The sequence below is a fragment of the Streptomyces sp. NRRL F-2580 genome (genome assembly GCF_000720115.1).
Lineage (GTDB): Bacteria > Actinomycetota > Actinomycetes > Streptomycetales > Streptomycetaceae > Streptomyces.
Genome location: NZ_JOIR01000001.1, coordinates 224,108 through 241,502 on the forward strand (window position 1 = coordinate 224,108; position 17,395 = coordinate 241,502).

A 17,395-nucleotide genomic window follows, 5' to 3' on the forward strand; every position below is an offset into this window, starting at 1 on the left:
GGAAGGTATCGGGTTCCGTGCTGCTCAAGAGTTCGCCGCCATCCACTTCGATGGTGGACATAGCCCAGAGCTACAGCCTGAGCTTCCCCGACAGTCCGGCCGCGGAGTACATCAGGCGCCGAGGTTTGGACAGCATCGCGACTCGGATGGGCCTCGGCTACGTCGAACACCCCGCTACGGGGCATGAGAAGCAGGGCGGCCGGCTCGCGATTCCCTACCTCCGCCCTGCGGGCGGGGAGCACGCGGTAGCAACCATCCGCTTCCGGTGCATCGCTGAGCGGTGCACCAAGAACCCTGACGGCTCCTGGCGGGACGACGAAGACCATGAGGGTCACGGGAAGTACCAGAGCCTCCCCGGTTCCAAGCCCATGCTCTACAACACGCAGGCCCTCATCCGGCCGTCACCGTACATCGGCATCAGTGAGGGCGAGTTCGACGGGATGGCGTCAGAGATCGCGGAGATTCCTTGTGCCGGTTCGTCCGGAGTTTCCTCGTGGCGGGACCACTTCGACCCCGCCTTCCTCGGATACGAGAGGGTCTTCGGATTCACAGACGGAGACGGGCCGGGCGAGCAGTTCATAGCCAAGCTGGCCGAACGCCTTCCCAACCTCGTCCCGATCTACTTCGACCAGAAGTACGACGTGTGTCGATTCGTCAAGGAATTCGGACCTCAGGCCCTTCGAGAGAAATGCGGCCTGTCGTGAGCGTCTTTTTCGCCGATAAGAAGTTGGAATGTGACACCGATCCGGTGAGTAGTCCATCTCACTACACGCAAGGCGCGTACGAAGTCATCGACATTATCCAGGCGTCGATGACCCATGAAGCCTTCCTTGGCTACCTCCTCGGCAACCAGATCAAGTACCTGATGCGCTGCCAGTACAAGCACCAGGACGGCGGAATTCAGGACCTGAAGAAACTGACCTGGTATGCCAACAAGTACATCGAGTGCGTGGGGCAGAAGTGAGGATTTGTGTTGTTGAGACCTGTCTCAACGAACCACATGGGCGCGGATATTGTTCTAGTCACCTCAAGCAATTGAAGCGCGGCTTGGAGTTGGGTCCCCTGCGGCCGAGGGTCGCAAATGGCGGGAGGGTCCGGGGTGACGACAGTTGGTGTGCTGGATGTCAGGCGTACCTGCCCATGGGCAACTTTGGGTCGCAGGGGAAGGGTAGGGGGCACTCTTCGCGATGCAGGGAATGCATCGGCTGGAAGGCGAAAGAGCGGCGATTCGGTATCACCAAGAGTCAATTCCAGCAGCTTCTGTCATTTCAGGGCGGCGGATGTGGGATTTGTGGGAGTGGAGAGTCTAGAGGGAGGGGAGTGTTCCATATTGATCACAATCACGATTGTTGTGGGGAAGTTAGTCGAACCTGCGGCGAATGCGTTCGGGGGCTCTTGTGTGCGCCTTGCAATTTGCAGCTGTTGCCAGGGTATGAGCGTTTGCCGGAATCCCTGCAATTGCATCCGGCGATAAATTCCTATCTGACCGATCCGCCTGTCTCACAGTTCAGGCGAATAGAGAAATCATTTTGGAAAGTGACGGTGACTGCGTGAAGCGAATCGTTGTCCTGCCTGACGTGCAGGCTCCCCTCGAAGACCCCCGCATGGTCCGGAACTGGACCAGCTTCGTCAAGGACTTCGAACCAGACGAGGTTCTCGGCATAGGTGACACCTGCGACTTCACCGCCCCCTCCCGCTGGAACAAGGGAAGCCGCGGAGAGTTCGAGGACGACGTCTACGACCAGGCTGCCTACACCAAGCGGAAGGTGCTCGCCCCCGTGCGAGAGGTCTTCGACGGCCGGTTCGGTATCCTCCGCTCGAACCACGGGGACCGACCCCGTGACTACCTCCGGAAGTACGCGCCGGCCCTCGCCAAGACAGGCGCCTTCGATGAGCCGCAACTGCTCGGCTACGACGACCTCGACATCACCGACCTCGGCGACTTCTACGACTTCACAGACGGCTGGACAGCGACACACGGGCACCTCGGGTTCTCGTCCAGCAGGTATGCCGGAGGCGCCGCCATGGCAGCAGCTCGGGCCATGGGCAAGTCGGTGGTGATGGGCCACGTACACAAGCTCGGGCTCATCAACGAAAGCCGCGGCTACAAGGGCAACCTCCAGACGCTCACCGGCGTCGAGGTGGGTCACTTCATGGACATCAACAAGGCGACCTACTTGAAGCGCGGGGCGACGAATTGGCAGGCCGGCTTCACCGTGCTCTACATCGGCAAGTACGGCGACGTGACACCGGTCCTGGTCCCCATGGCCAGTGACGGGTCCTTCACGGTCGAGGGCCAGCGCTACGGAGCCCTGCACCGCGGAGAGAACGGGCAGTTCGCCAGGAAGGCCGCCGCGTGACAGAGAACTCCGAACTCGACTGGGCCTACCTGGCAGACCTCGCCGGAAGGGTCGCCTACTCCATCGCGGAACGCTGGCACATCGTTGAGGCCGACGACGTGAAGCAGGCCATCCTGGAACATGCCATCCGGGAACGGAAGAACGTCGCCCTGGCCGTCGATGACCAAGCCCTCCTCAAGCGAATCTTCTGGACGGCCGGGAAGCGGTACGCCGCCAAGGAGCGGCTCTACCGCGACTTGGTGGACGGCGAGTACTTCTACACCGCCGACGAGGCCAAGACCGCCCTCCTCACGATGATCTACACCGCCGAGGAGTTCAGCGGACTCATCGGGAAGAAGGACGACCTCAACCACTGCACCGTGAGCGAGAACCTGCACACGGCCCGCCTCGACGCCGAGGACGCCATGAGGCGGATCAACGAGCGGTATCAGCGACTCCTCCACAGCCGCTACGTCCTCGGCATCCCCCTCGCCTCTGACGCGGACCAGAAAGCCTGCCAGCGGGCGGTCATCGCCCTCTCCTACGAGATGAACCGCTCCCTCCGACGAAAGATCCAGAAGTGATCGAGACCCGACACAACTACGGCCGACACGACACCGTCTGCGACGTGATCTACGACTCAGGCACCATCTCTCCCGTCTACCTCGGACTCCATAACGCAACGGAAAGCGCGGAGTTCAACATCGACCGCCAAGACCTTCCCAAGGTCATCGAAATGCTGACCGCCGCTCTCGCGGCCAACCGCTAAGGGATATCGCTTGTTCCAGACCGAAACCGCCGAAACCGTCTTCCTTCGCACCTACTCCCGCAAGAAGCCCGATGGGTCACAGGAAACCTGGCCCGAGACCGTCACCCGTGTCGTAGACGGAAACCTGAGCCTGGTCGAGCCGCGATACATCGAGGCCGGCGAGCGCCAGGCCCTCATCGACCTGATCCAGAACTTCAAGTTCCTGCCTGCGGGCCGGCACCTGAAGAGCAGTGGCGTGAACAATTTCGCGTTGAACAACTGCTGGGCCGCCGGATGGTCCGAGGACCCGGCCGAGCACTACACGTTCACTCTGTTGCGCCTGGCCGAGGGTGGGGGTGTTGGCAGCAACTACAGCAGCCGGTACCTCGACCGTGCCCCCACCGTCGAGAACTGCGTGACCACGCACATCGTGTGCGACCCCGCGCACCCCGACTACGAGGATCTGAGCAAGGCCGGGCTCATCAGCGCCGAGTACGACTACGCATGGGCTGGGGCCTACTCCGTGGAGGACTCGCGGGAGGGCTGGGCCTGGGCACTCGGCGACCTGATTCGCTCAGCCCACGAGCCGACGATGAAGCACCACAATCGCGTCTTCGACGTCAGCCGTATTCGAGGGAAGGGAGCTCCGCTGCGCAGCTTCGGCGGGACGGCCTCGGGTCCCGAACCGTTTGCACGGATGATGATCGAGGTCGGCCAGATCCTCTCGGAGGCTGCCGGTTGGCCGCTCAACGGCATGGACGCGATGTCGATAGACCATCAGATCGCGATGGCCATCGTCGCGGGCGGAGTTCGCAGGTCGGCCCGCATGAGCATCATGCACTGGGACGACTCCCTGATCGAGGAGTTCTTGACGTGCAAGTCTTCGGACACCGCGGCGATGTGGACGACGAACGTCTCCGTCGAGATCGACGCGACCTTCATGAAGGCCCTGGACGAGAAGAACCCTCGTGCCCAGAAGATCATGAAGGCGATTGCCGAGGGTGCCCTTGGGAACGGGGAGCCTGGGTTCTGGAACTCGACGCTGACTGCCGAGGGTGAGGTGGATGGGACCTACACCACCAACCCCTGTGGAGAGGCGACCTTGAACCCGTGGGAGCCGTGCAACCTCGGATCGGTCAACCTCGGTAAGTTCGTTCATGAGGGGGAAGCTGACTTCACCGATCTTGAAGACGCCCACCGGCTTGCCACCCGCTACCTGATCCGAGCGACCTTCGCCGAAGTGGCGGACCCCAAGTCCGCCCAGGCCATCCAGAAGTACCGACGGATCGGTGTCGGCCACCTCGGGTTCGCCGACTACCTCTTCAAGCTGGGCGTCAAATACAGCCGCGCCCCCTACAACCCCAGCATCCGATTCGACCTGGCGCATTTCGCGAACACCGTGGACCGGGCCGCCGCGGAATACGCCAACGAACTGCGCATCCCCGTACCCATCAAGAAGAGGGTAATCGCGCCAACCGGGACCACATCCAAGCTGGCCAGCGCTTCGGGTGAAGGCATCCACCCACCCTTCGCGGACTTCTTCCTGCGCCGGATTCGCTTCTCGTCCATCGAGCCAACGGAGAAGGCCCAGATCGAGGCATACGAGAGGAAGGGCTACCGCACCGAACCGTGCGTGTACTCGGCCAACACGGTCGTGGTCGAGATCCCGACCGTCGATCCGCTCCTGCCCGACTATCCCGAGTGCGCGGACGCCTTCGAGCACTCGGGGGAGCTGACCCTGGACCAGATGCTCTCGGTACAGCGGATGTACCAGGAGCTTTGGGCCGACCAGGCCGTGTCCTACACGGCCTCGGTGAACCCAGAGACCTACACCGTCACGGACGTGTACGAGACGCTGCGAGGCTTCCTGCCGGTCCTCAAGGGGACCACCATCTTCCCGGAGATGAGCCGCCCGCAGTCCCCGTACGAGCGGATCTCCAAGGAGGAGTACGAGAAGCGCATGTTCGAAATCGGAGAAGTCGTCGCGGATACCGGATACGACGAGGTCTGCGCCTCCGGCGCCTGCCCTATCTGAGAGTTAGATCACGCACCATTAAGTTGGAATGTGACACAAGAAATGCGAGGATGAAGACATGAGTGAAAACCCCTTCGGAAGCGGTTCCCCCTGGGATGAACCCACCGACAACACCACCACGAACGAGACCAACACGGAGTCGCCTGTGACCACTGCCGCCCCCGCCCCGACCGCCGCGCCCGAGGGCGTCACCGTCTCCTTCAAGGGCGGCCTCGGCTACGACGCCTCCCTCGCCGTGCTGCGGGCCCCGACCGTCACCGACATGGACAACCTCCTGGAGGAGGAGGGGCCGGCCATCGCATCGATGCTCCGCAAGATGGCCAAGATCCAGTCCTTCAACACCGAGCTGAACACCAAGGACAAGAGCGTCGCGGCCAAGGCCGCAGGCAAGAACGTCTTCTCCGGCGGCCGAGTCCAGCAGGAGGGCGGCAACGCGGTCGTCGGCGACACCTGCGCCCACGGGCGCAAGCACTTCGCGAAGGGCGACTGGGAGGCGATGTTCTGCACCGAGCGCGAGAAGTCCGACCAGTGCCCCCCGGCCTTCCTGGACAAGAAGACCGGCAAGTACGTCCAGAAGTAGCCGCCATCAAGGTTGGAATGTGAGAACCGGGGGCCGGGCAACCGGCCCGGCCCCCGTATCCGAGGAGAGCAAATGCGCTACGACACCGAGCACGAACAGTGCTACGTGTGCGCCGCAACCTACCCGCCGGAAGACCTGGCATCGGTGGACATCGACGGCGTGGAGGAACTGGCCTGCTACGGGTGCGCCCCGGACTACGAGGAGGCCCCGTGATCCAGTTCGAGAGCGCCATGGACGTAGAGCTCGTGCAGCAGCTCGCCACCGACGAGATGGTGTGCACAGCCGCCCGAGTCTCCACCACCGGGGGCAAGGTCCAGCCCGCCACCCGCGAGAAGGATGCGGGCCTGATCAACTTTCTGATGCGGGACCGGCATGGCAGCCCCTTCGAGCACGGCACTTTCACCTTCCGGATATCCGCCCCCATCTTCGTCGTCCGCGAGTTCATGAGGCATCGGGCCGGCATGAGCTACAACGAGGAGTCCGGGCGATATCGCGAGCTGGAGCCCGTCTTCTACGTCCCCTCAGGGGACCGGGCCCTGGTCCAGGTCGGCAAGGCCGGCGCGTACGACTACAAGCCCGGCACCTTCCGCCAGGCCCTCGTTGTGGGGGAGTCCCTGCGGATGGCCTACACCGAGGCGTGGACCCAGTACCAGGCCATGCTGGGCGAAGGAGTCGCCCGCGAGATCGCCCGCAGCGTCCTTCCGGTCGGAACCTTCTCGACCTTCTATGTCACCTGCAATCCGCGGAGCCTCATGCACTTCCTCTCGCTCCGCACCAAGAGCGACCACGCCGTGTACCCGAGCTTTCCCCAGGCCGAGATTGAGACGGTCGCGGACCGGATGGAAGAGCACTTCAAGGCCCACATGCCGATGACCCACGAGACCTTCGTACAGCACGGCCGGGTGGCGCCGTGAAGCTCGGCAACGCCCTGGCCGCGCTCCTCCTGGCCGTGGCCGCAGTTGGTTCATTCCTGATCTGGACCAAGGGCCCCTGCGGCCTGTGGACGTACGCGAAGGCCGGAGACACCCCGGCCCGCTGCGTCACCCGCCTCCCCTGATGGCAGAGCTGGTAAGCCTCCTGGCCTTCTACCAGTGCCCCTGCGGAATGTCCTTCGTCCTGGACTACCCAGCCGACGAAACCCCCGAAGAACCCGCGGCCTGCGCGGCCTGCGAGATACCTGGAGCCAACGAATGACCATGTGGAGCGCTACCTACGAGCGCGAGAACTCTCAGATGGACCTGCTGAACGTCCCCCTCAACAGGGTGACGATCGAGGTCACGGAGGAGAACACGGCACTGATTACCTCCCTGCGAGACCAGCTGGCCCAGGCCGAGGCCAAGGTGAAGGAACTGACCGACGCCCGGAAGTACTGGACCCAGCGCTACGACGAGGAGAAGCGGGTCTCCGCCGACTGGCGAGGCCGCTACGAGACCGAGCGGGCCCGCAAGACTGAGGGGGCCGGCCACCGCTACGTGCAGCTCGTCAAGCACCTCTCGGACCGCAAGCGCGCCCTCGAAGGCGTCGCCGAGCGAGCCCAGCGCGACAAGCGGTGGGCCGGTGCCGCGGACGCCCAGGCCCACCTTGACGAGATCCAGACTGCTCTGCGAGCTGCCGGTGTTCTTTGAGAGCTGGGACGAGGTCCCTCTTCACGTCTACGTCCACAACAACATGACCGTTGAACGGCGGGTGGGCCCCATCACCGAGGAGTCCGAGTTCCCGCCGGTCCTGGAGGGCACCTACTGATGTTCGGGACAAAGGCTGCCGCGCTGCGACAGGTGCAAGCGGAGCTGGCGCTGAGTCAGCGTGCCGCGATGAAGCACCAGCAGATTGCCAACCGGCTCAACCTCTACGCAGACGAGCTGGAACGGGAACTCGACGTCGCCGTACGCGAGTACACCAGCCTCGAAGCTCGGTATGACGCCCTCGTGGCCGAGCGGGATCGACGCCGAGGTAAGGAGCCGCCTCTTTAAGCGCTCAAAGTTGGAATGTGACACTGGGAGATCTGTGTGAAGGTCATCGACTACAGCCTCAACGGCGACAGCATCCGAATCAATGTGGTCGAGACCGAAGAAGACCTCCTCGATTTCCGCCAGTTCATCGTTACCAATCGGCGCGCACTCGGATTCGATACCGAGACCGATGGCCTCTCCTGGTGGGAAGACGGATTCCGAATCAGGCTCGCACAGTTCGGAAACGCTCACGAGAGCTACGTCCTCCCCGTGGAGAAGGGCGGCCTCTTTCAGGACGACGCCATCAAGGCTGTGGGATGGGTACAGAAGCTCGTCATGCAGAACGGCACCTACGACATCCTCTGCATGGACCGGGTCTGGGGAGTCAAGGCCGAATCCGTCTTTCCGCGGCTTCTCGACAGCCGGATAGTGGCCCACCTCGTAGACAGCCGGGGCCGGAAAGACGGCGGCGTCGGTCACTCGCTCGAAGAACTCACCCGCCACTACCTCTCCGCAGACGTGGCCGATGAAGTGAAGAGCAGCATGACCGGCATCGCCAAGGAGTTGAGGGTCAAGAAGGCCGAGGTGTGGCCGATCGTTCCGCTGGAACATGAAGGCTTCAACCTCTACGCCGGCATGGACCCCATCCTGGCGTTCCGGCTGGCCCGCAAGCTCAAGCCCCTCATACCGGCCTCTGCACGAAAGCTCCTCGACTACGAACACCAGCTCGCCGCCGCATGCGCCTACATGGTCCGCACAGGCATCAAGGCCGACGTCCCGTACATCGAGGCCCGCGCCAATGAACTGGCCCGCACCGAGGTCCACTTCAAGGAAGTGGCCGCCAGGCTCGGACTGGAGAACATCAACTCTCCCAAGCAGGTGGGGGAGGCGATCATCAGCCGGGGAATCCGGCCCACCGGCAAGACCCCCACCGGACAGCCCAAGGTCGATGACCAGCTCCTCAAGGCCCATCTCGGCGACCCACTGTGTGAGGCCATCTACCAGGGCAAGAGGGCCGCCAAGGCAAAATCGACCTGGTTCGACAATGCCTTGGCCAACCGCGACAGTGAAGATCGGTTGCATGCCTCGATAAATTCGACCGGTGCCCGGACAGCCCGTATGTCGATTTCCGGGGCGATACCGGCCCAGACATTCCCGTCGAAGGATTCACTGGTCCGCCGCGGATTCGTTGCTGACCCAGGGCACCTCGTCTGCGCGGTCGACTACAAAGCCCAGGAACTCCGTGTACTGGCGGCCCTGTCGGGAGACAAGGCCATGAAGCGGGCGTTCAGGGAAGGGGCCGACCTTCACCAAATCACTGCGGACTCGGCGGGCGTCGACCGGGCCACCGGCAAGATGGCCGGGTTCCTCACCGTCTACGGCGGCGGCTGGGCGGCCCTGGCCACCCAGGCCGGAGTCAGCGAAGAGACAGCACGCCGCGCGATCGACGGATTCTTCGACGCCTTCCCCAGGGTTCGCGAGTACTCCGAAGAACTACAGAAGGAAGCGCGCCGCACCGGCTTCATCACCACCAACACGGGACGCCGGCTCCTGGTCGACAAGCGGCGCCCGTACGCCGCCTTGAACTACGCGGTGCAAAGCGCAAGCCGGGACGTGACGGGGAGGGCAATCCTGCGCCTCCAGAAAGCCGGATACGGACCGTACTGTCTCCTCCCGGTTCACGACGAGGTGATCTTCCAGTTCCCGGAAGAGCATGCCGTGAAGGCGACGGCCAAGGCCGCCCAAATCATGAAGGAAACGATGAACGGCGTCCTCATCGATACCGATGTATCGGTCTACGGAAAGAGCTGGGGATGCGGCTATATGGCCGCCGGCCAGTACTGCGACCTCTGCAACACCATCCACAAGGAGAATGAATGAGTAACGAACACGACCCATTTGACGAACTCGTCGGCGGAATCAGTAAGGAGATCCATGAACGAGTCATCGAAAACACCGGTCTCGCGGCTATCAAGTCAGCGAGGATCGCCGGGACCGTCATCAAGGAAGCAAAGGACTGGGGCGTCCCGAAGGACCTGGCCGAAGTCATGGGCGCTGACGTCTGGCAGCTCCTCATGATCGGAACCCCTGTCACGGAGGTGGCCGAATGAACAGTGACCACTTCACCGTCGAAGGCATGGAGAACGGCGGCATCGTCCTCTGGATGAAGGACCGCGACGACCCGATCGCCGAGGGCGGCTGCTCCTGCTGCGGCGACAACGACGTCACTCTCACCGACCTGATCAACGCGGCCAAGACCCACTGGGGTTACAAGGAGAAGGAGGCCGCGGAGTGACCTCATACCTCCTCTTCTCCTCGCCGGCCTGCGTCCCCTGCCAGCGAATGAAGCCCCTGATCGCCCAGGAATCCATCACGGCCGACGTCACCGTGACCGACATCGTCACCCCCGACGACCTCTTCGGGGTCCTGGACGTGACCGGCGTCCCGACCCTTCTGGCCATGAAGGACGGTCGCGAGGTCGGCCGCCTGACCGGCCTCAAGAGTCAGGCAGACCTCATCGTGTTCTTCGAGGAAACGAGTTGATGGATGACCGCCCGGACTGGGACACCTACTTCCTCGGAATCGCCGAGGCTGTCGCTGCGCGAGGTGATTGTTGCCGCTGCCGCGTCGGAGCTGTGGTGGTCGGACCTGACCGGCGAATCCGCTCTACGGGATACAACGGATCGTATCCAGGAGGCCCGTCGTGCAGCCGTGGACAATGCCCGCGCTGTCTCTCAGACGCCGCCTCCGGCTCCTCATACCAGGACTGTATTGAAACTCATGCCGAAGCGAACGCACTGCTTTATGCCGACTGGGCGGATTGCCAGGGCGCAACGATCTACATAACGAGATCGCCTTGCCGTGACTGCGCGAAGCTCATCCGGTCTTCGGGTATCAGGGAGGTCGTCTACCTGTCTGCCGAAAGCGTGAGTCGTAGGGTGATCTGATGCGCTATCGTGACCGCAAGTTTGTGAAGCATGGCGGTTGGGAGCCCCGCATGAAGGTAGTACAGCTGGTCCAGCTTGAGGTCGAGGGCGAGGAGTACGAGGGCCACGTCGAAGACCCGAAGACTGTTGCCCAGATCCAGAAGGCGAGCGACGCCTACGAGAAGGCCCTTGAAGGGCTTCACGCAGTCCTCGAAGAGGCTGGGGTGAACCGCGTTTACCGTGATAGCCCGGCTCCGAAGGTCGCCGCGGGCTCCAAGAAGAAGACCGCCTCTGGTCCTGAAACGTCCGACGTGCGGGCGTGGGCAATCAGCCAGGGCGTGTCCGTTCCCGACCGCGGCCGTCTCAAGGACTGGCTGTACGAGGCGTACGAGAAGAAGGTGTCCGGCGCTGCTCTCAAGGCGTTGGTCGCAGAGCACCAGGGCGACTAGCAGTCAACGAAAGCGAGAAGGGCCCCCTCCGCGGAGGGGGCCCTTCTCGCTTTCGGCCGTGTTACGCGCGGCCTGCCAGCATGAGTGCCAGAGGGCCGGCGGGGAGAAGAAAGCGACCCTCGCGAACGGCCTCAATGACGTCGGGCATGGACCACCACGACAGTATGAAGTCGGCCTCCGGGGGTTCGAGCTGCGGTCGACCGACGGTCAGCTGTCGAGCCTCGAATAGGTGAACCCGTGCGGTACTGGCGAGGGTGATGGCGTACGAACCGAGCGGGCGCCAGTCCTCAGCCGTAATGCCCGCTTCCTCACGCAGCTCCCTGCGGGCGCACTCTTCCGGGGTCTCGGCTCCTTCGACTCGGCCTCCGGGCAGGAACAGGTACTCGCCACCGTGCCGGGCGAACTCCGAGCGGAGGATGGCCACGCCGTCCGCCTGGTCGATGGCCACGATCACCGCCGCGTCCGGCGTGGCCATTCCATGCTCCATCCCGAGGTCCCTTCAAAGTCGATCTTCGTCGGTGGCGATAGCTACCTCCATGGAGTTGCCCTTGAACACGGCCAGGTCCTGACCGATGAGCAACCCCTCAAGCTCTTCGTTCAGCCAGTCCGATAGCGGCTTGAGCGTGTTCAGCGTGTGCTCAAGTCGGACGTCATCGTCCTCCAACAGATCCAGGTATCGACCCAGGTCTTCCTTGAGGTCATCGGCCACGCGCACAAGCTCACGGCCGTCACCCCACCCGTACTGCGGGTCGGCCGGTATGAACCTGAACTCGTATCGGTAGTGGTACATCGCCACTCAGGCCCGGTAGATCGAAGGCTGTTCAGCGACCTGCTCGGGGGTGAGTCCTTCGACGGTCATGTTCCCCGTCCACACCTCATCACGGTGCGCGTAGGTGGTGCCGAAGCTGACCTTCCGCCCGCCGGGCTCCAGCTTCCAGTCCTGATCTTCAAGCTTGGCGATCCGATCACTACCTACGACGAACGCGCGGGTCGCTTGCGCCAAGATCCACTGACCCATGGTCTCCCGCGTCGCGCCTTCCTTGCACATGTTGGCTGCCATCTGCCAGAGCCGAAGCCAGTCCGCTCCCGGAGAGAGGGGGCCGATGATGGCCACCTCCCCGATCTTCCGTTGATCCAAGTGGTGAGTGGCGTACCCGAACACGGTGCCGAAGAGAACAAACACGGTGACCCTGCTGCGGCCCGTCAAGCCCTCGATAATGGTCGTCATTGATGGAACCCTTGGGGAGTGAGGCGGTCCGGACGCATTGGAGGCGTCCGGACCGCTTCGTTCAGGTGGGGGATCGGTCGGTCAGGGCTCGATCAGCAGCACGGGCCGTCGCCGCAGCACGCGGGCTGATTGCACTCGGCTGCGGTTCCCCACAGCTTTTCGTCCACGTTGAACCCGGCGGCCTTGACGCGGTCGGCCACGGACACCATCAGCGCCCGCGTCCGGACCTTGGAGTTCGGCGCGTGGTGCACGAAGTACCCGAACTTGTCCTGGCACCAGTCGGCGTACTCCTGCGTGTGCAGCATGAACGTGTGCCAGCCGGGGTCCACCAGCTGACTCGGCGCGAGGTCGTACGCCTTCTCGCTACCGAGGACGTACACGAACGCGATGGCCTGGTCCATCACGCGGTCAGCCACGACTCGCTCCATGCCGTACTCGTCGGCACAGAACGCGGCGAGGCGTTCGAACAGCTCGGGACTCACGAGGTCCCGGCCGTGCCGCAGCGCGACCGGAGCGTCCAGCATCGTCGTCACGGTTTCTCCTCTCGGGTGGGTGAGGGTCAGGAGGCTGGCGGGGGCGGGAACTGGTCCCCACCCGTACCGCCGGACTTGTCTCCGGGGTCGGTGCGCATCTGCTGATCACCCCCTTCCGGGGTAATTACCGTCCGGGAGCCTCGGCCTCTCCTGGTGCCGAGACGCTTCCCTCACCGCCAGGGCGGCACATCGCCTGCTGCACAGACCAACGTGTGCGGCAGGAGTCTTTGGGTGCTCAGGGTTCGCAGCGTCCGCATCGACAGGGCGGAAACCGAACCGGATTTGCTGTGACCTCGGCGTCCAGCGCCTCGGTTATCAGGACACCCGGTCGACGGTCACTGACCTGTCCGCTGGGGCTCACGGTGTAGACCTCAAGGGTCAGTCTGGCTCGGGGCTCGGTACCCTTCGAGTCGTCCATGATCGCGATACCTCCGCCCGTTGAATCCGTGCTGCGGAACCCACTGGGAGAGCATCGACCCCCGGAGGAGTCGGCCTCAACGAACTTGCACGAGCTTGCACATTTTCACCCGAGTGCGGCGATGGCATCCGTGATCAGGCTGCGGGCCTGTTGTCCGACACAGGCGAGTTTTGCCAGCTCAGAGAACATGCGCGCGTAGATGTCGATCTCGCTAGGCTGCTTGACCGTGATCTGAGCGGTAGCCAGCTCAGTGATCACTTGTAGGTCATCGAAGATCCAGAACCCTTCGACAGGCCACATATCCCGTTCCGCCGTCATGGGCACCACGCCGAGACTCACGTTGGGCATGGCGGCGACCTGGAGCAGATGCCCGAGCTGTGCGGCCATCACTTCGGGGCCACCGAATCGGGCCCTCAGCGCTGCCTCTTCGAGGACGAACGAGAAGTGCCGATGCCCGTCCCTCATGTACCTCTGGCGGCGAATCCGGACCCTCACTGCGGATTCCACATCGTCCGGGATCTGCCGGAAGGCGACGATGCGGGACATCATCGTCGTGGCGTAGCCCTCGGTCTGGAGCAGGCCGGGGATGACGCTCGCTTCGTAGATACGGAAGCGGTGTGTTCGGGCGTAGAGAGGGACGTGCGCTTCTTGTCCGGCCGTGAGGCCGGCCTTCTGGACGGTCTTCCACTCGACGTACATCTGATCGATGCCGCGTGCGGTGGCCCGCAGATCCTCAAGCGCCCCCGGCTCCCCGCACAGGGTCACGTAAGCGAGCAGGTCTGCGTCCGATGGCATGGTCTTGCCGTTCTCGATGCGGGAAGCCTTGGACTCGTGCCAACCGGCACGGGCCGCGAGGGCCCGTGCCGAGAGCCCGGTCGGCCTACGCATGTCGCGGAGTCGCCTGCCCAGGGCAGCGCGGGCTTCCTCTACGGCGGACGAAGGTGAGGTCTTCACGAGGAGTGCGCGGTCAGGTGGGCTGATACTCCGAGTGCGGGGTAGCTCGCTCCCAGACGGCCTCGAAGGCCGACGTGCAGAGCTTGATGATCGCCGGATCGGTACAGACCTCGATGGGGTCCTCAGCCCACTCACCGTCACCGGTGAAGTGATTGATCAAGGCATAGTGCCCATCGAAGATCCAGAAATCATTGCCAGGGAACGCGATGTCCGTGGCCCGCCGACGCGGCAGCCACTTGATCTGCTCACCGGCCCGGACGTTGGCGTCGGAGATGTGGTGCTCGAACCTCAGGTAGTCCGACTCGGGAGTGGAGAAGACTCGGGCCCGCCGGATCAGGACGCCACGCGCGGTGGCCTCCCTGACCCACCGGAGCCAGGGCCACAGCTCCTCGTCGTTGTCCTCGCGCCGGTTCCGCTCGCCGGCCTTCCACGCGTCGAGGCCGGGGTCCGACATGTAGCCGTCCCGCATCTCCAAGTGGATGGCCGAGTGCTGCGCCGAAGACAGCAACTCCTCAAACGTCGGTACCTTCGTCACCTTCCACCTCCAAGAAGAACTGCACCATCCGACGGGGCAGTTCGATCACATCCTCGTGCCCGGGGATGCTCATGAGCGCCCGCCGCTCGTCGTCGGTCACCTTGAACCCTTGCACCAGGTAGGTGTTGGTGTCCTCGTCCAAGTAGATCGTGGGCGAGCCGCCGTCCCTGCTCTCGGGGTCCTTGCCAAGCATCCGCAGGGCCATGATCTCCTCCTTGCTAGGTACGGACGATCTCTGTGTGAAAGCTTGCGCCGCAACCACTCGTCGGCGCATCGAACTTGCGCGAACTTGCACAGTCAGTTCTGGGGATGGCTGGTTTGCTACAGGTTCTTCCCGAGCAGTGGTCCGGCCGCCCGGGGCGACCCACAGGCGGCCGGACCGGCTCCCTTCCTGGCATGGGGGAGGTGCCAGAAACTCTCGGGAGCGCGTCCCACGCGGGTACGGCTGATCGGCGCGTGGGAGAACTATGAGCCCTTGTTGATCCAGACAGCGCACATGAGCACGCCCAGGGCGAAGCAGGTAAGGAACGTGATCAGTCGGTACACCACGATCTCCGAGGTCTCCACTAGTCGCTCCTCCAGCTAGGGGCGATCGTGCGGGAAGGCCGGCGCCTGGCCGCCCGGTCTTCAATGGCGACCCCAGACATCAGGCAGGGGTCTCTGAGGGTGTAGTCCGTGTGGTCGGTGATGCGACCTCGGACGACGGCAGCGAGTCGATGACAACTCGTTCCCGGGCATCTCAACGCGTAGATCCGTTGGGAGATCGGGTCACGGAAGACCTGGTGCAGGTAACCGAGGTCGGCTACTGACGGGGTAATGAGGACGATCCGAGCCATTGCTTCCGTCTGTGGTTGAGCCCTCGCCCCGGCCGGGAGATGGAGTGATCACAGCCGGGGCGAGGAGTTAGCGAAGGCTGCGGTAGATCCGCTCGGCGCCTCCAGCCGGTCTGGCCCTACCCCCGTCGAAGATGAGCGTTCTCCCGCCGCCGAACCGTCCGCGCATGTCCCTGATCCGCAGGAGCCGGCCGTCGAGGAAGGCGAAGTCCCCCACCCTCAGGTCGAAGGGCCGCATGTTCTCGTGCGGGATCGTGCCAGGGGGAATCCTGAACGGCTCCCCCGAGGGCCGCTCGATGATGGTCGGCTTCCGCTTCTCCGTCGCCGAGCAGTTCTCGTTCGCGGCGAGCCACGAGAACCCGTTGGCGTTCTGGAGCGTGATCAGGCCCCCCAACGGGTGAACCTTGGTCACCTCTCCACGTTCGCCCCGGTTGTTGTCGAACACCTTCTGGCGCAGCTTGAACATGCTCGGCTCAGGCCCTTCCGCGCGGTAGGAGGGGCCTCTCGGACCCGCCGATCACACGCTCGACAACCTCACCGACGACCACTGCGGCCTCCTCCTCGGAGGCGGGCCAGCACATCGCCCGCCTCGCGGTCCAGGTGGTCTCGCCGGGCGGCCGGACGAGCGTCAGCGTGTCGCTGTCCTCGGGGATGTCTACGATGCGACCGACCTGCTGACGCTGGCCGTCCACGACGATGTCCCGAAGCCGGAAACTGTTCACCTTCACCACCTCCGTCGACCTTCTTTGTCCGTCTGATGGAGAGCGTGGCCCTGAGTGGCTAGCCTGAACAGGAGTTTTATTGGGATGAGTTGGAGAAGGCAGAAAAGATGGGGACTGCTCCGCGCGGCCGACCGCGACTAGATCTGGACACGTCGACACCTGCTGGACTCCTCGGGTCCAAAGTGCGCCGAATGAGGGACGCGCGTGGGTGGACCCCGAAGCAGCTTGCAGACGAGGTTTTCAGCAACGAATCCCTGATCAGGAAGCTGGAGCGGGGTCAGGCGAGTCCGTCGGAAGGGCTGGTAGCCAAGCTCGACAAGGTCTTCGACGCCGGCGACGAGCTGAACGAGCTGTGGCCGCTCCTGGCCATCAAGACCGTCACTGAGTACGCCGAAGGATTTCTGGACCACCAGAAGCGAGCCAAAAAGATCCAGGAGTACTCGCAGGTCGTGCCTGGTCTGTTCCAGACTCACGACTACGCGTTCGCCCTTGCTGAATCCATGTCTTTCGTGAACGGTCGAGACCCGGTGGCCGTGGCTGAAAGCCGTGTCGAACGTCAGGCCATACTCACGGGCCCCTCTGCCCCATGGTTCCTGGCCGTCCTGGACGAGGCGGCGATCCGACGTGTGGTCGGATCGAAGTCGGTGATGGTTGAGCAGCTTGAGCACCTGATCAAGTTGAGCGAGAGGCCGCGGATTGAGGTCCACGTGCTGTCCTTCGGTGAGACCGTCCCCGCAGTCCTGACGGGCAGCCTGTCCGTACTGACCATGCGGAGCGGTACCACGGTGGCCTACACCGAAGGCCCGTCAACGGGAAGAATGTTCCAAGGCAGCGAGGCTGATAGCTACGCTGTCCTCTACGATCGCGTCCTGAGTAGCGCGCTGCCGAAGACTCGGTCGATCGAACTGATCCGTGCAGTGATTGAGGAGTACCGCAAGTGAGTGCTGACCTGGTGTGGCGCAAGTCCAGTTACAGCGGTGGAGACCCGGACAACTGCGTTGAGGTCGCTGCGGGCGACGCTCCCGTCGTCCACGTGCGCGACACCAAGGACCACGGCAAGGGACTGCTGACGGCGTCGCCTGCCGCCTGGTCCGCGTTCCTCGGCTACGCCAAGGGTGGCGAACGCTAGGCCCCCCGTCACGTCT

32 protein-coding genes are annotated in these 17,395 nt (G+C 63.6%); 23 read left to right on the forward strand and 9 right to left on the reverse strand.

What is annotated here, in order from left to right; translation table 11 throughout:
* Positions 1 to 17 precede the first annotated feature (17 nt).
* The 21 genes from IF88_RS39915 to IF88_RS0101255 all read left to right on the forward strand — a co-directional run bounded on the left by IF88_RS39915 (position 18) and on the right by IF88_RS0101255 (position 11,027).
* On the forward strand, positions 18 to 704 hold the full coding sequence (locus tag IF88_RS39915) for a toprim domain-containing protein (protein WP_234323407.1): 687 nt from the start codon (positions 18 to 20) through the stop codon (positions 702 to 704).
* Complete coding sequence (locus IF88_RS0101165) at positions 689 to 964, forward strand: DUF3310 domain-containing protein (protein ID WP_051836245.1); 276 nt, start codon at positions 689 to 691, stop codon at positions 962 to 964. Before IF88_RS39915 ends, IF88_RS0101165 begins: the two co-directional genes overlap by 16 nt.
* A 176-nt stretch (positions 965 to 1,140) precedes the next feature.
* Positions 1,141 to 1,554 carry an endonuclease domain-containing protein gene (locus IF88_RS49525; protein ID WP_078892627.1) on the forward strand — a complete coding sequence of 138 codons (414 nt, stop codon included), beginning with the start codon at positions 1,141 to 1,143 and terminating at the stop codon, positions 1,552 to 1,554.
* The gene (locus IF88_RS0101175; protein ID WP_030706508.1) at positions 1,551 to 2,360 is read left to right on the forward strand and encodes a hypothetical protein; all 810 of its coding nucleotides are present in this window, start codon (positions 1,551 to 1,553) and stop codon (positions 2,358 to 2,360) included. The genes IF88_RS49525 and IF88_RS0101175 overlap by 4 nt, the downstream gene beginning before the upstream one ends.
* Complete coding sequence (locus IF88_RS0101180) at positions 2,357 to 2,923, forward strand: hypothetical protein (protein WP_030706510.1); 567 nt, start codon at positions 2,357 to 2,359, stop codon at positions 2,921 to 2,923. Before IF88_RS0101175 ends, IF88_RS0101180 begins: the two co-directional genes overlap by 4 nt.
* Positions 2,920 to 3,108 (forward strand): hypothetical protein, encoded by a 189-nt coding sequence (locus IF88_RS0101185; protein ID WP_030706512.1) that lies wholly within the window; start codon positions 2,920 to 2,922, stop codon positions 3,106 to 3,108. The genes IF88_RS0101180 and IF88_RS0101185 overlap by 4 nt, the downstream gene beginning before the upstream one ends.
* 10 nt (positions 3,109 to 3,118) lie before the next feature.
* Complete coding sequence (nrdJ, locus tag IF88_RS0101190; protein WP_030706515.1) at positions 3,119 to 5,122, forward strand: ribonucleoside-triphosphate reductase, adenosylcobalamin-dependent; 2,004 nt, start codon at positions 3,119 to 3,121, stop codon at positions 5,120 to 5,122.
* Positions 5,123 to 5,180: 58 nt separating this feature from the next.
* The gene (locus IF88_RS0101195) at positions 5,181 to 5,702 is read left to right on the forward strand and encodes a hypothetical protein (RefSeq protein ID WP_030706519.1); all 522 of its coding nucleotides are present in this window, start codon (positions 5,181 to 5,183) and stop codon (positions 5,700 to 5,702) included.
* A 72-nt stretch (positions 5,703 to 5,774) separates the two neighbouring features.
* Positions 5,775 to 5,915: a hypothetical protein gene (locus IF88_RS46365; RefSeq protein ID WP_158754261.1), complete on the forward strand. Its 141-nt coding sequence runs from the start codon at positions 5,775 to 5,777 to the stop codon at positions 5,913 to 5,915.
* Positions 5,916 to 5,932: 17 nt separating this feature from the next.
* On the forward strand, positions 5,933 to 6,616 hold the full coding sequence (gene thyX / locus IF88_RS0101205; RefSeq protein ID WP_051836288.1) for an FAD-dependent thymidylate synthase: 684 nt from the start codon (positions 5,933 to 5,935) through the stop codon (positions 6,614 to 6,616).
* Positions 6,613 to 6,759: a hypothetical protein gene (locus IF88_RS46370; RefSeq protein ID WP_158754262.1), complete on the forward strand. Its 147-nt coding sequence runs from the start codon at positions 6,613 to 6,615 to the stop codon at positions 6,757 to 6,759. Before thyX ends, IF88_RS46370 begins: the two co-directional genes overlap by 4 nt.
* Complete coding sequence (locus IF88_RS46375) at positions 6,759 to 6,896, forward strand: hypothetical protein (RefSeq protein ID WP_158754264.1); 138 nt, start codon at positions 6,759 to 6,761, stop codon at positions 6,894 to 6,896. The genes IF88_RS46370 and IF88_RS46375 overlap by 1 nt, the downstream gene beginning before the upstream one ends.
* Positions 6,893 to 7,327, forward strand: a complete 435-nt coding sequence (locus tag IF88_RS0101215; protein ID WP_030706523.1) for a hypothetical protein — start codon at positions 6,893 to 6,895, stop codon at positions 7,325 to 7,327. Before IF88_RS46375 ends, IF88_RS0101215 begins: the two co-directional genes overlap by 4 nt.
* Entirely contained in the window at positions 7,317 to 7,445 is a 129-nt protein-coding gene (locus IF88_RS48955; RefSeq protein WP_267884476.1) for a hypothetical protein, read from the forward strand. Before IF88_RS0101215 ends, IF88_RS48955 begins: the two co-directional genes overlap by 11 nt.
* Positions 7,445 to 7,672 (forward strand): hypothetical protein, encoded by a 228-nt coding sequence (locus IF88_RS0101225; protein WP_030706525.1) that lies wholly within the window; start codon positions 7,445 to 7,447, stop codon positions 7,670 to 7,672. The genes IF88_RS48955 and IF88_RS0101225 overlap by 1 nt, the downstream gene beginning before the upstream one ends.
* 36 nt (positions 7,673 to 7,708) lie before the next feature.
* Positions 7,709 to 9,532, forward strand: coding sequence for a DNA polymerase (locus IF88_RS0101230; RefSeq protein WP_051836247.1), 1,824 nt, complete (start codon positions 7,709 to 7,711; stop codon positions 9,530 to 9,532).
* The gene (locus IF88_RS0101235; RefSeq protein WP_030706528.1) at positions 9,529 to 9,762 is read left to right on the forward strand and encodes a hypothetical protein; all 234 of its coding nucleotides are present in this window, start codon (positions 9,529 to 9,531) and stop codon (positions 9,760 to 9,762) included. Before IF88_RS0101230 ends, IF88_RS0101235 begins: the two co-directional genes overlap by 4 nt.
* Positions 9,759 to 9,947 (forward strand): hypothetical protein, encoded by a 189-nt coding sequence (locus tag IF88_RS0101240; protein WP_030706530.1) that lies wholly within the window; start codon positions 9,759 to 9,761, stop codon positions 9,945 to 9,947. The genes IF88_RS0101235 and IF88_RS0101240 overlap by 4 nt, the downstream gene beginning before the upstream one ends.
* Positions 9,944 to 10,195, forward strand: coding sequence for a thioredoxin family protein (locus IF88_RS0101245; protein ID WP_030706531.1), 252 nt, complete (start codon positions 9,944 to 9,946; stop codon positions 10,193 to 10,195). The genes IF88_RS0101240 and IF88_RS0101245 overlap by 4 nt, the downstream gene beginning before the upstream one ends.
* Positions 10,195 to 10,599 carry a deaminase gene (locus IF88_RS49530; protein WP_030706532.1) on the forward strand — a complete coding sequence of 135 codons (405 nt, stop codon included), beginning with the start codon at positions 10,195 to 10,197 and terminating at the stop codon, positions 10,597 to 10,599. Before IF88_RS0101245 ends, IF88_RS49530 begins: the two co-directional genes overlap by 1 nt.
* Before the next feature lie 50 nt (positions 10,600 to 10,649).
* Positions 10,650 to 11,027 carry an Lsr2 dimerization domain-containing protein gene (locus IF88_RS0101255; RefSeq protein ID WP_051836248.1) on the forward strand — a complete coding sequence of 126 codons (378 nt, stop codon included), beginning with the start codon at positions 10,650 to 10,652 and terminating at the stop codon, positions 11,025 to 11,027.
* Between the two features lie 61 nt (positions 11,028 to 11,088).
* Here the strand turns inward: IF88_RS0101255 and IF88_RS0101260 are convergent, their stop codons facing one another.
* From IF88_RS0101260 to IF88_RS0101310, 9 genes are all read right to left on the reverse strand, one after another.
* The gene (locus IF88_RS0101260; RefSeq protein WP_234323408.1) at positions 11,089 to 11,502 is read right to left on the reverse strand and encodes an NUDIX domain-containing protein; all 414 of its coding nucleotides are present in this window, start codon (positions 11,500 to 11,502) and stop codon (positions 11,089 to 11,091) included.
* A gap of 24 nt (positions 11,503 to 11,526) precedes the next feature.
* Complete coding sequence (locus IF88_RS0101265; protein ID WP_030706537.1) at positions 11,527 to 11,823, reverse strand: hypothetical protein; 297 nt, start codon at positions 11,821 to 11,823, stop codon at positions 11,527 to 11,529.
* Positions 11,824 to 12,255: a hypothetical protein gene (locus IF88_RS0101270; protein WP_030706539.1), complete on the reverse strand. Its 432-nt coding sequence runs from the start codon at positions 12,253 to 12,255 to the stop codon at positions 11,824 to 11,826. It lies immediately after the preceding gene.
* Positions 12,256 to 12,347: 92 nt separating this feature from the next.
* Positions 12,348 to 12,788, reverse strand: coding sequence for a glycine-rich domain-containing protein (locus IF88_RS39920; RefSeq protein ID WP_030706540.1), 441 nt, complete (start codon positions 12,786 to 12,788; stop codon positions 12,348 to 12,350).
* A 523-nt stretch (positions 12,789 to 13,311) separates the two neighbouring features.
* Positions 13,312 to 14,160 carry a helix-turn-helix domain-containing protein gene (locus tag IF88_RS0101280; protein ID WP_030706542.1) on the reverse strand — a complete coding sequence of 283 codons (849 nt, stop codon included), beginning with the start codon at positions 14,158 to 14,160 and terminating at the stop codon, positions 13,312 to 13,314.
* A gap of 13 nt (positions 14,161 to 14,173) precedes the next feature.
* On the reverse strand, positions 14,174 to 14,695 hold the full coding sequence (locus IF88_RS0101285) for a DUF6879 family protein (RefSeq protein ID WP_030706543.1): 522 nt from the start codon (positions 14,693 to 14,695) through the stop codon (positions 14,174 to 14,176).
* Positions 14,673 to 14,900: a hypothetical protein gene (locus IF88_RS0101290; RefSeq protein ID WP_030706544.1), complete on the reverse strand. Its 228-nt coding sequence runs from the start codon at positions 14,898 to 14,900 to the stop codon at positions 14,673 to 14,675. The genes IF88_RS0101285 and IF88_RS0101290 overlap by 23 nt, the downstream gene beginning before the upstream one ends.
* A gap of 698 nt (positions 14,901 to 15,598) precedes the next feature.
* Entirely contained in the window at positions 15,599 to 15,994 is a 396-nt protein-coding gene (locus IF88_RS0101305; RefSeq protein WP_030706547.1) for a hypothetical protein, read from the reverse strand.
* Between the two features lie 7 nt (positions 15,995 to 16,001).
* Complete coding sequence (locus tag IF88_RS0101310) at positions 16,002 to 16,259, reverse strand: hypothetical protein (protein WP_158754266.1); 258 nt, start codon at positions 16,257 to 16,259, stop codon at positions 16,002 to 16,004.
* Positions 16,260 to 16,357: 98 nt separating this feature from the next.
* On the opposite strand from IF88_RS0101310, the gene IF88_RS0101315 reads away from it, so the two are divergent.
* The gene (locus IF88_RS0101315) at positions 16,358 to 17,191 is read left to right on the forward strand and encodes a helix-turn-helix domain-containing protein (protein ID WP_078892629.1); all 834 of its coding nucleotides are present in this window, start codon (positions 16,358 to 16,360) and stop codon (positions 17,189 to 17,191) included.
* Complete coding sequence (locus IF88_RS0101320; RefSeq protein WP_030706552.1) at positions 17,188 to 17,379, forward strand: DUF397 domain-containing protein; 192 nt, start codon at positions 17,188 to 17,190, stop codon at positions 17,377 to 17,379. The genes IF88_RS0101315 and IF88_RS0101320 overlap by 4 nt, the downstream gene beginning before the upstream one ends.
* Positions 17,380 to 17,395: the final 16 nt, after the last annotated feature.

Coding starts and splice junctions, on each gene's coding strand:
- IF88_RS0101165 (WP_051836245.1), top strand. CDS start 689: ATGCGGCCTGTCGTGAGCGTCTTTTTCGCCGATAAGAAGTTGGAATGT.
- IF88_RS49525 (WP_078892627.1), top strand. CDS start 1,141: ATGGGCAACTTTGGGTCGCAGGGGAAGGGTAGGGGGCACTCTTCGCGA.
- IF88_RS0101195 (WP_030706519.1), top strand. CDS start 5,181: ATGAGTGAAAACCCCTTCGGAAGCGGTTCCCCCTGGGATGAACCCACC.
- IF88_RS46365 (WP_158754261.1), top strand. CDS start 5,775: ATGCGCTACGACACCGAGCACGAACAGTGCTACGTGTGCGCCGCAACC.
- thyX (WP_051836288.1), top strand. CDS start 5,933: ATGGACGTAGAGCTCGTGCAGCAGCTCGCCACCGACGAGATGGTGTGC.
- IF88_RS46375 (WP_158754264.1), top strand. CDS start 6,759: ATGGCAGAGCTGGTAAGCCTCCTGGCCTTCTACCAGTGCCCCTGCGGA.
- IF88_RS0101215 (WP_030706523.1), top strand. CDS start 6,893: ATGACCATGTGGAGCGCTACCTACGAGCGCGAGAACTCTCAGATGGAC.
- IF88_RS0101225 (WP_030706525.1), top strand. CDS start 7,445: ATGTTCGGGACAAAGGCTGCCGCGCTGCGACAGGTGCAAGCGGAGCTG.
- IF88_RS0101235 (WP_030706528.1), top strand. CDS start 9,529: ATGAGTAACGAACACGACCCATTTGACGAACTCGTCGGCGGAATCAGT.
- IF88_RS0101240 (WP_030706530.1), top strand. CDS start 9,759: ATGAACAGTGACCACTTCACCGTCGAAGGCATGGAGAACGGCGGCATC.
- IF88_RS49530 (WP_030706532.1), top strand. CDS start 10,195: ATGGATGACCGCCCGGACTGGGACACCTACTTCCTCGGAATCGCCGAG.
- IF88_RS0101255 (WP_051836248.1), top strand. CDS start 10,650: ATGAAGGTAGTACAGCTGGTCCAGCTTGAGGTCGAGGGCGAGGAGTAC.
- IF88_RS0101260 (WP_234323408.1), bottom strand. CDS start 11,502: ATGGCCACGCCGGACGCGGCGGTGATCGTGGCCATCGACCAGGCGGAC.
- IF88_RS0101270 (WP_030706539.1), bottom strand. CDS start 12,255: ATGACGACCATTATCGAGGGCTTGACGGGCCGCAGCAGGGTCACCGTG.
- IF88_RS0101290 (WP_030706544.1), bottom strand. CDS start 14,900: ATGGCCCTGCGGATGCTTGGCAAGGACCCCGAGAGCAGGGACGGCGGC.
- IF88_RS0101305 (WP_030706547.1), bottom strand. CDS start 15,994: ATGTTCAAGCTGCGCCAGAAGGTGTTCGACAACAACCGGGGCGAACGT.
- IF88_RS0101315 (WP_078892629.1), top strand. CDS start 16,358: ATGGGGACTGCTCCGCGCGGCCGACCGCGACTAGATCTGGACACGTCG.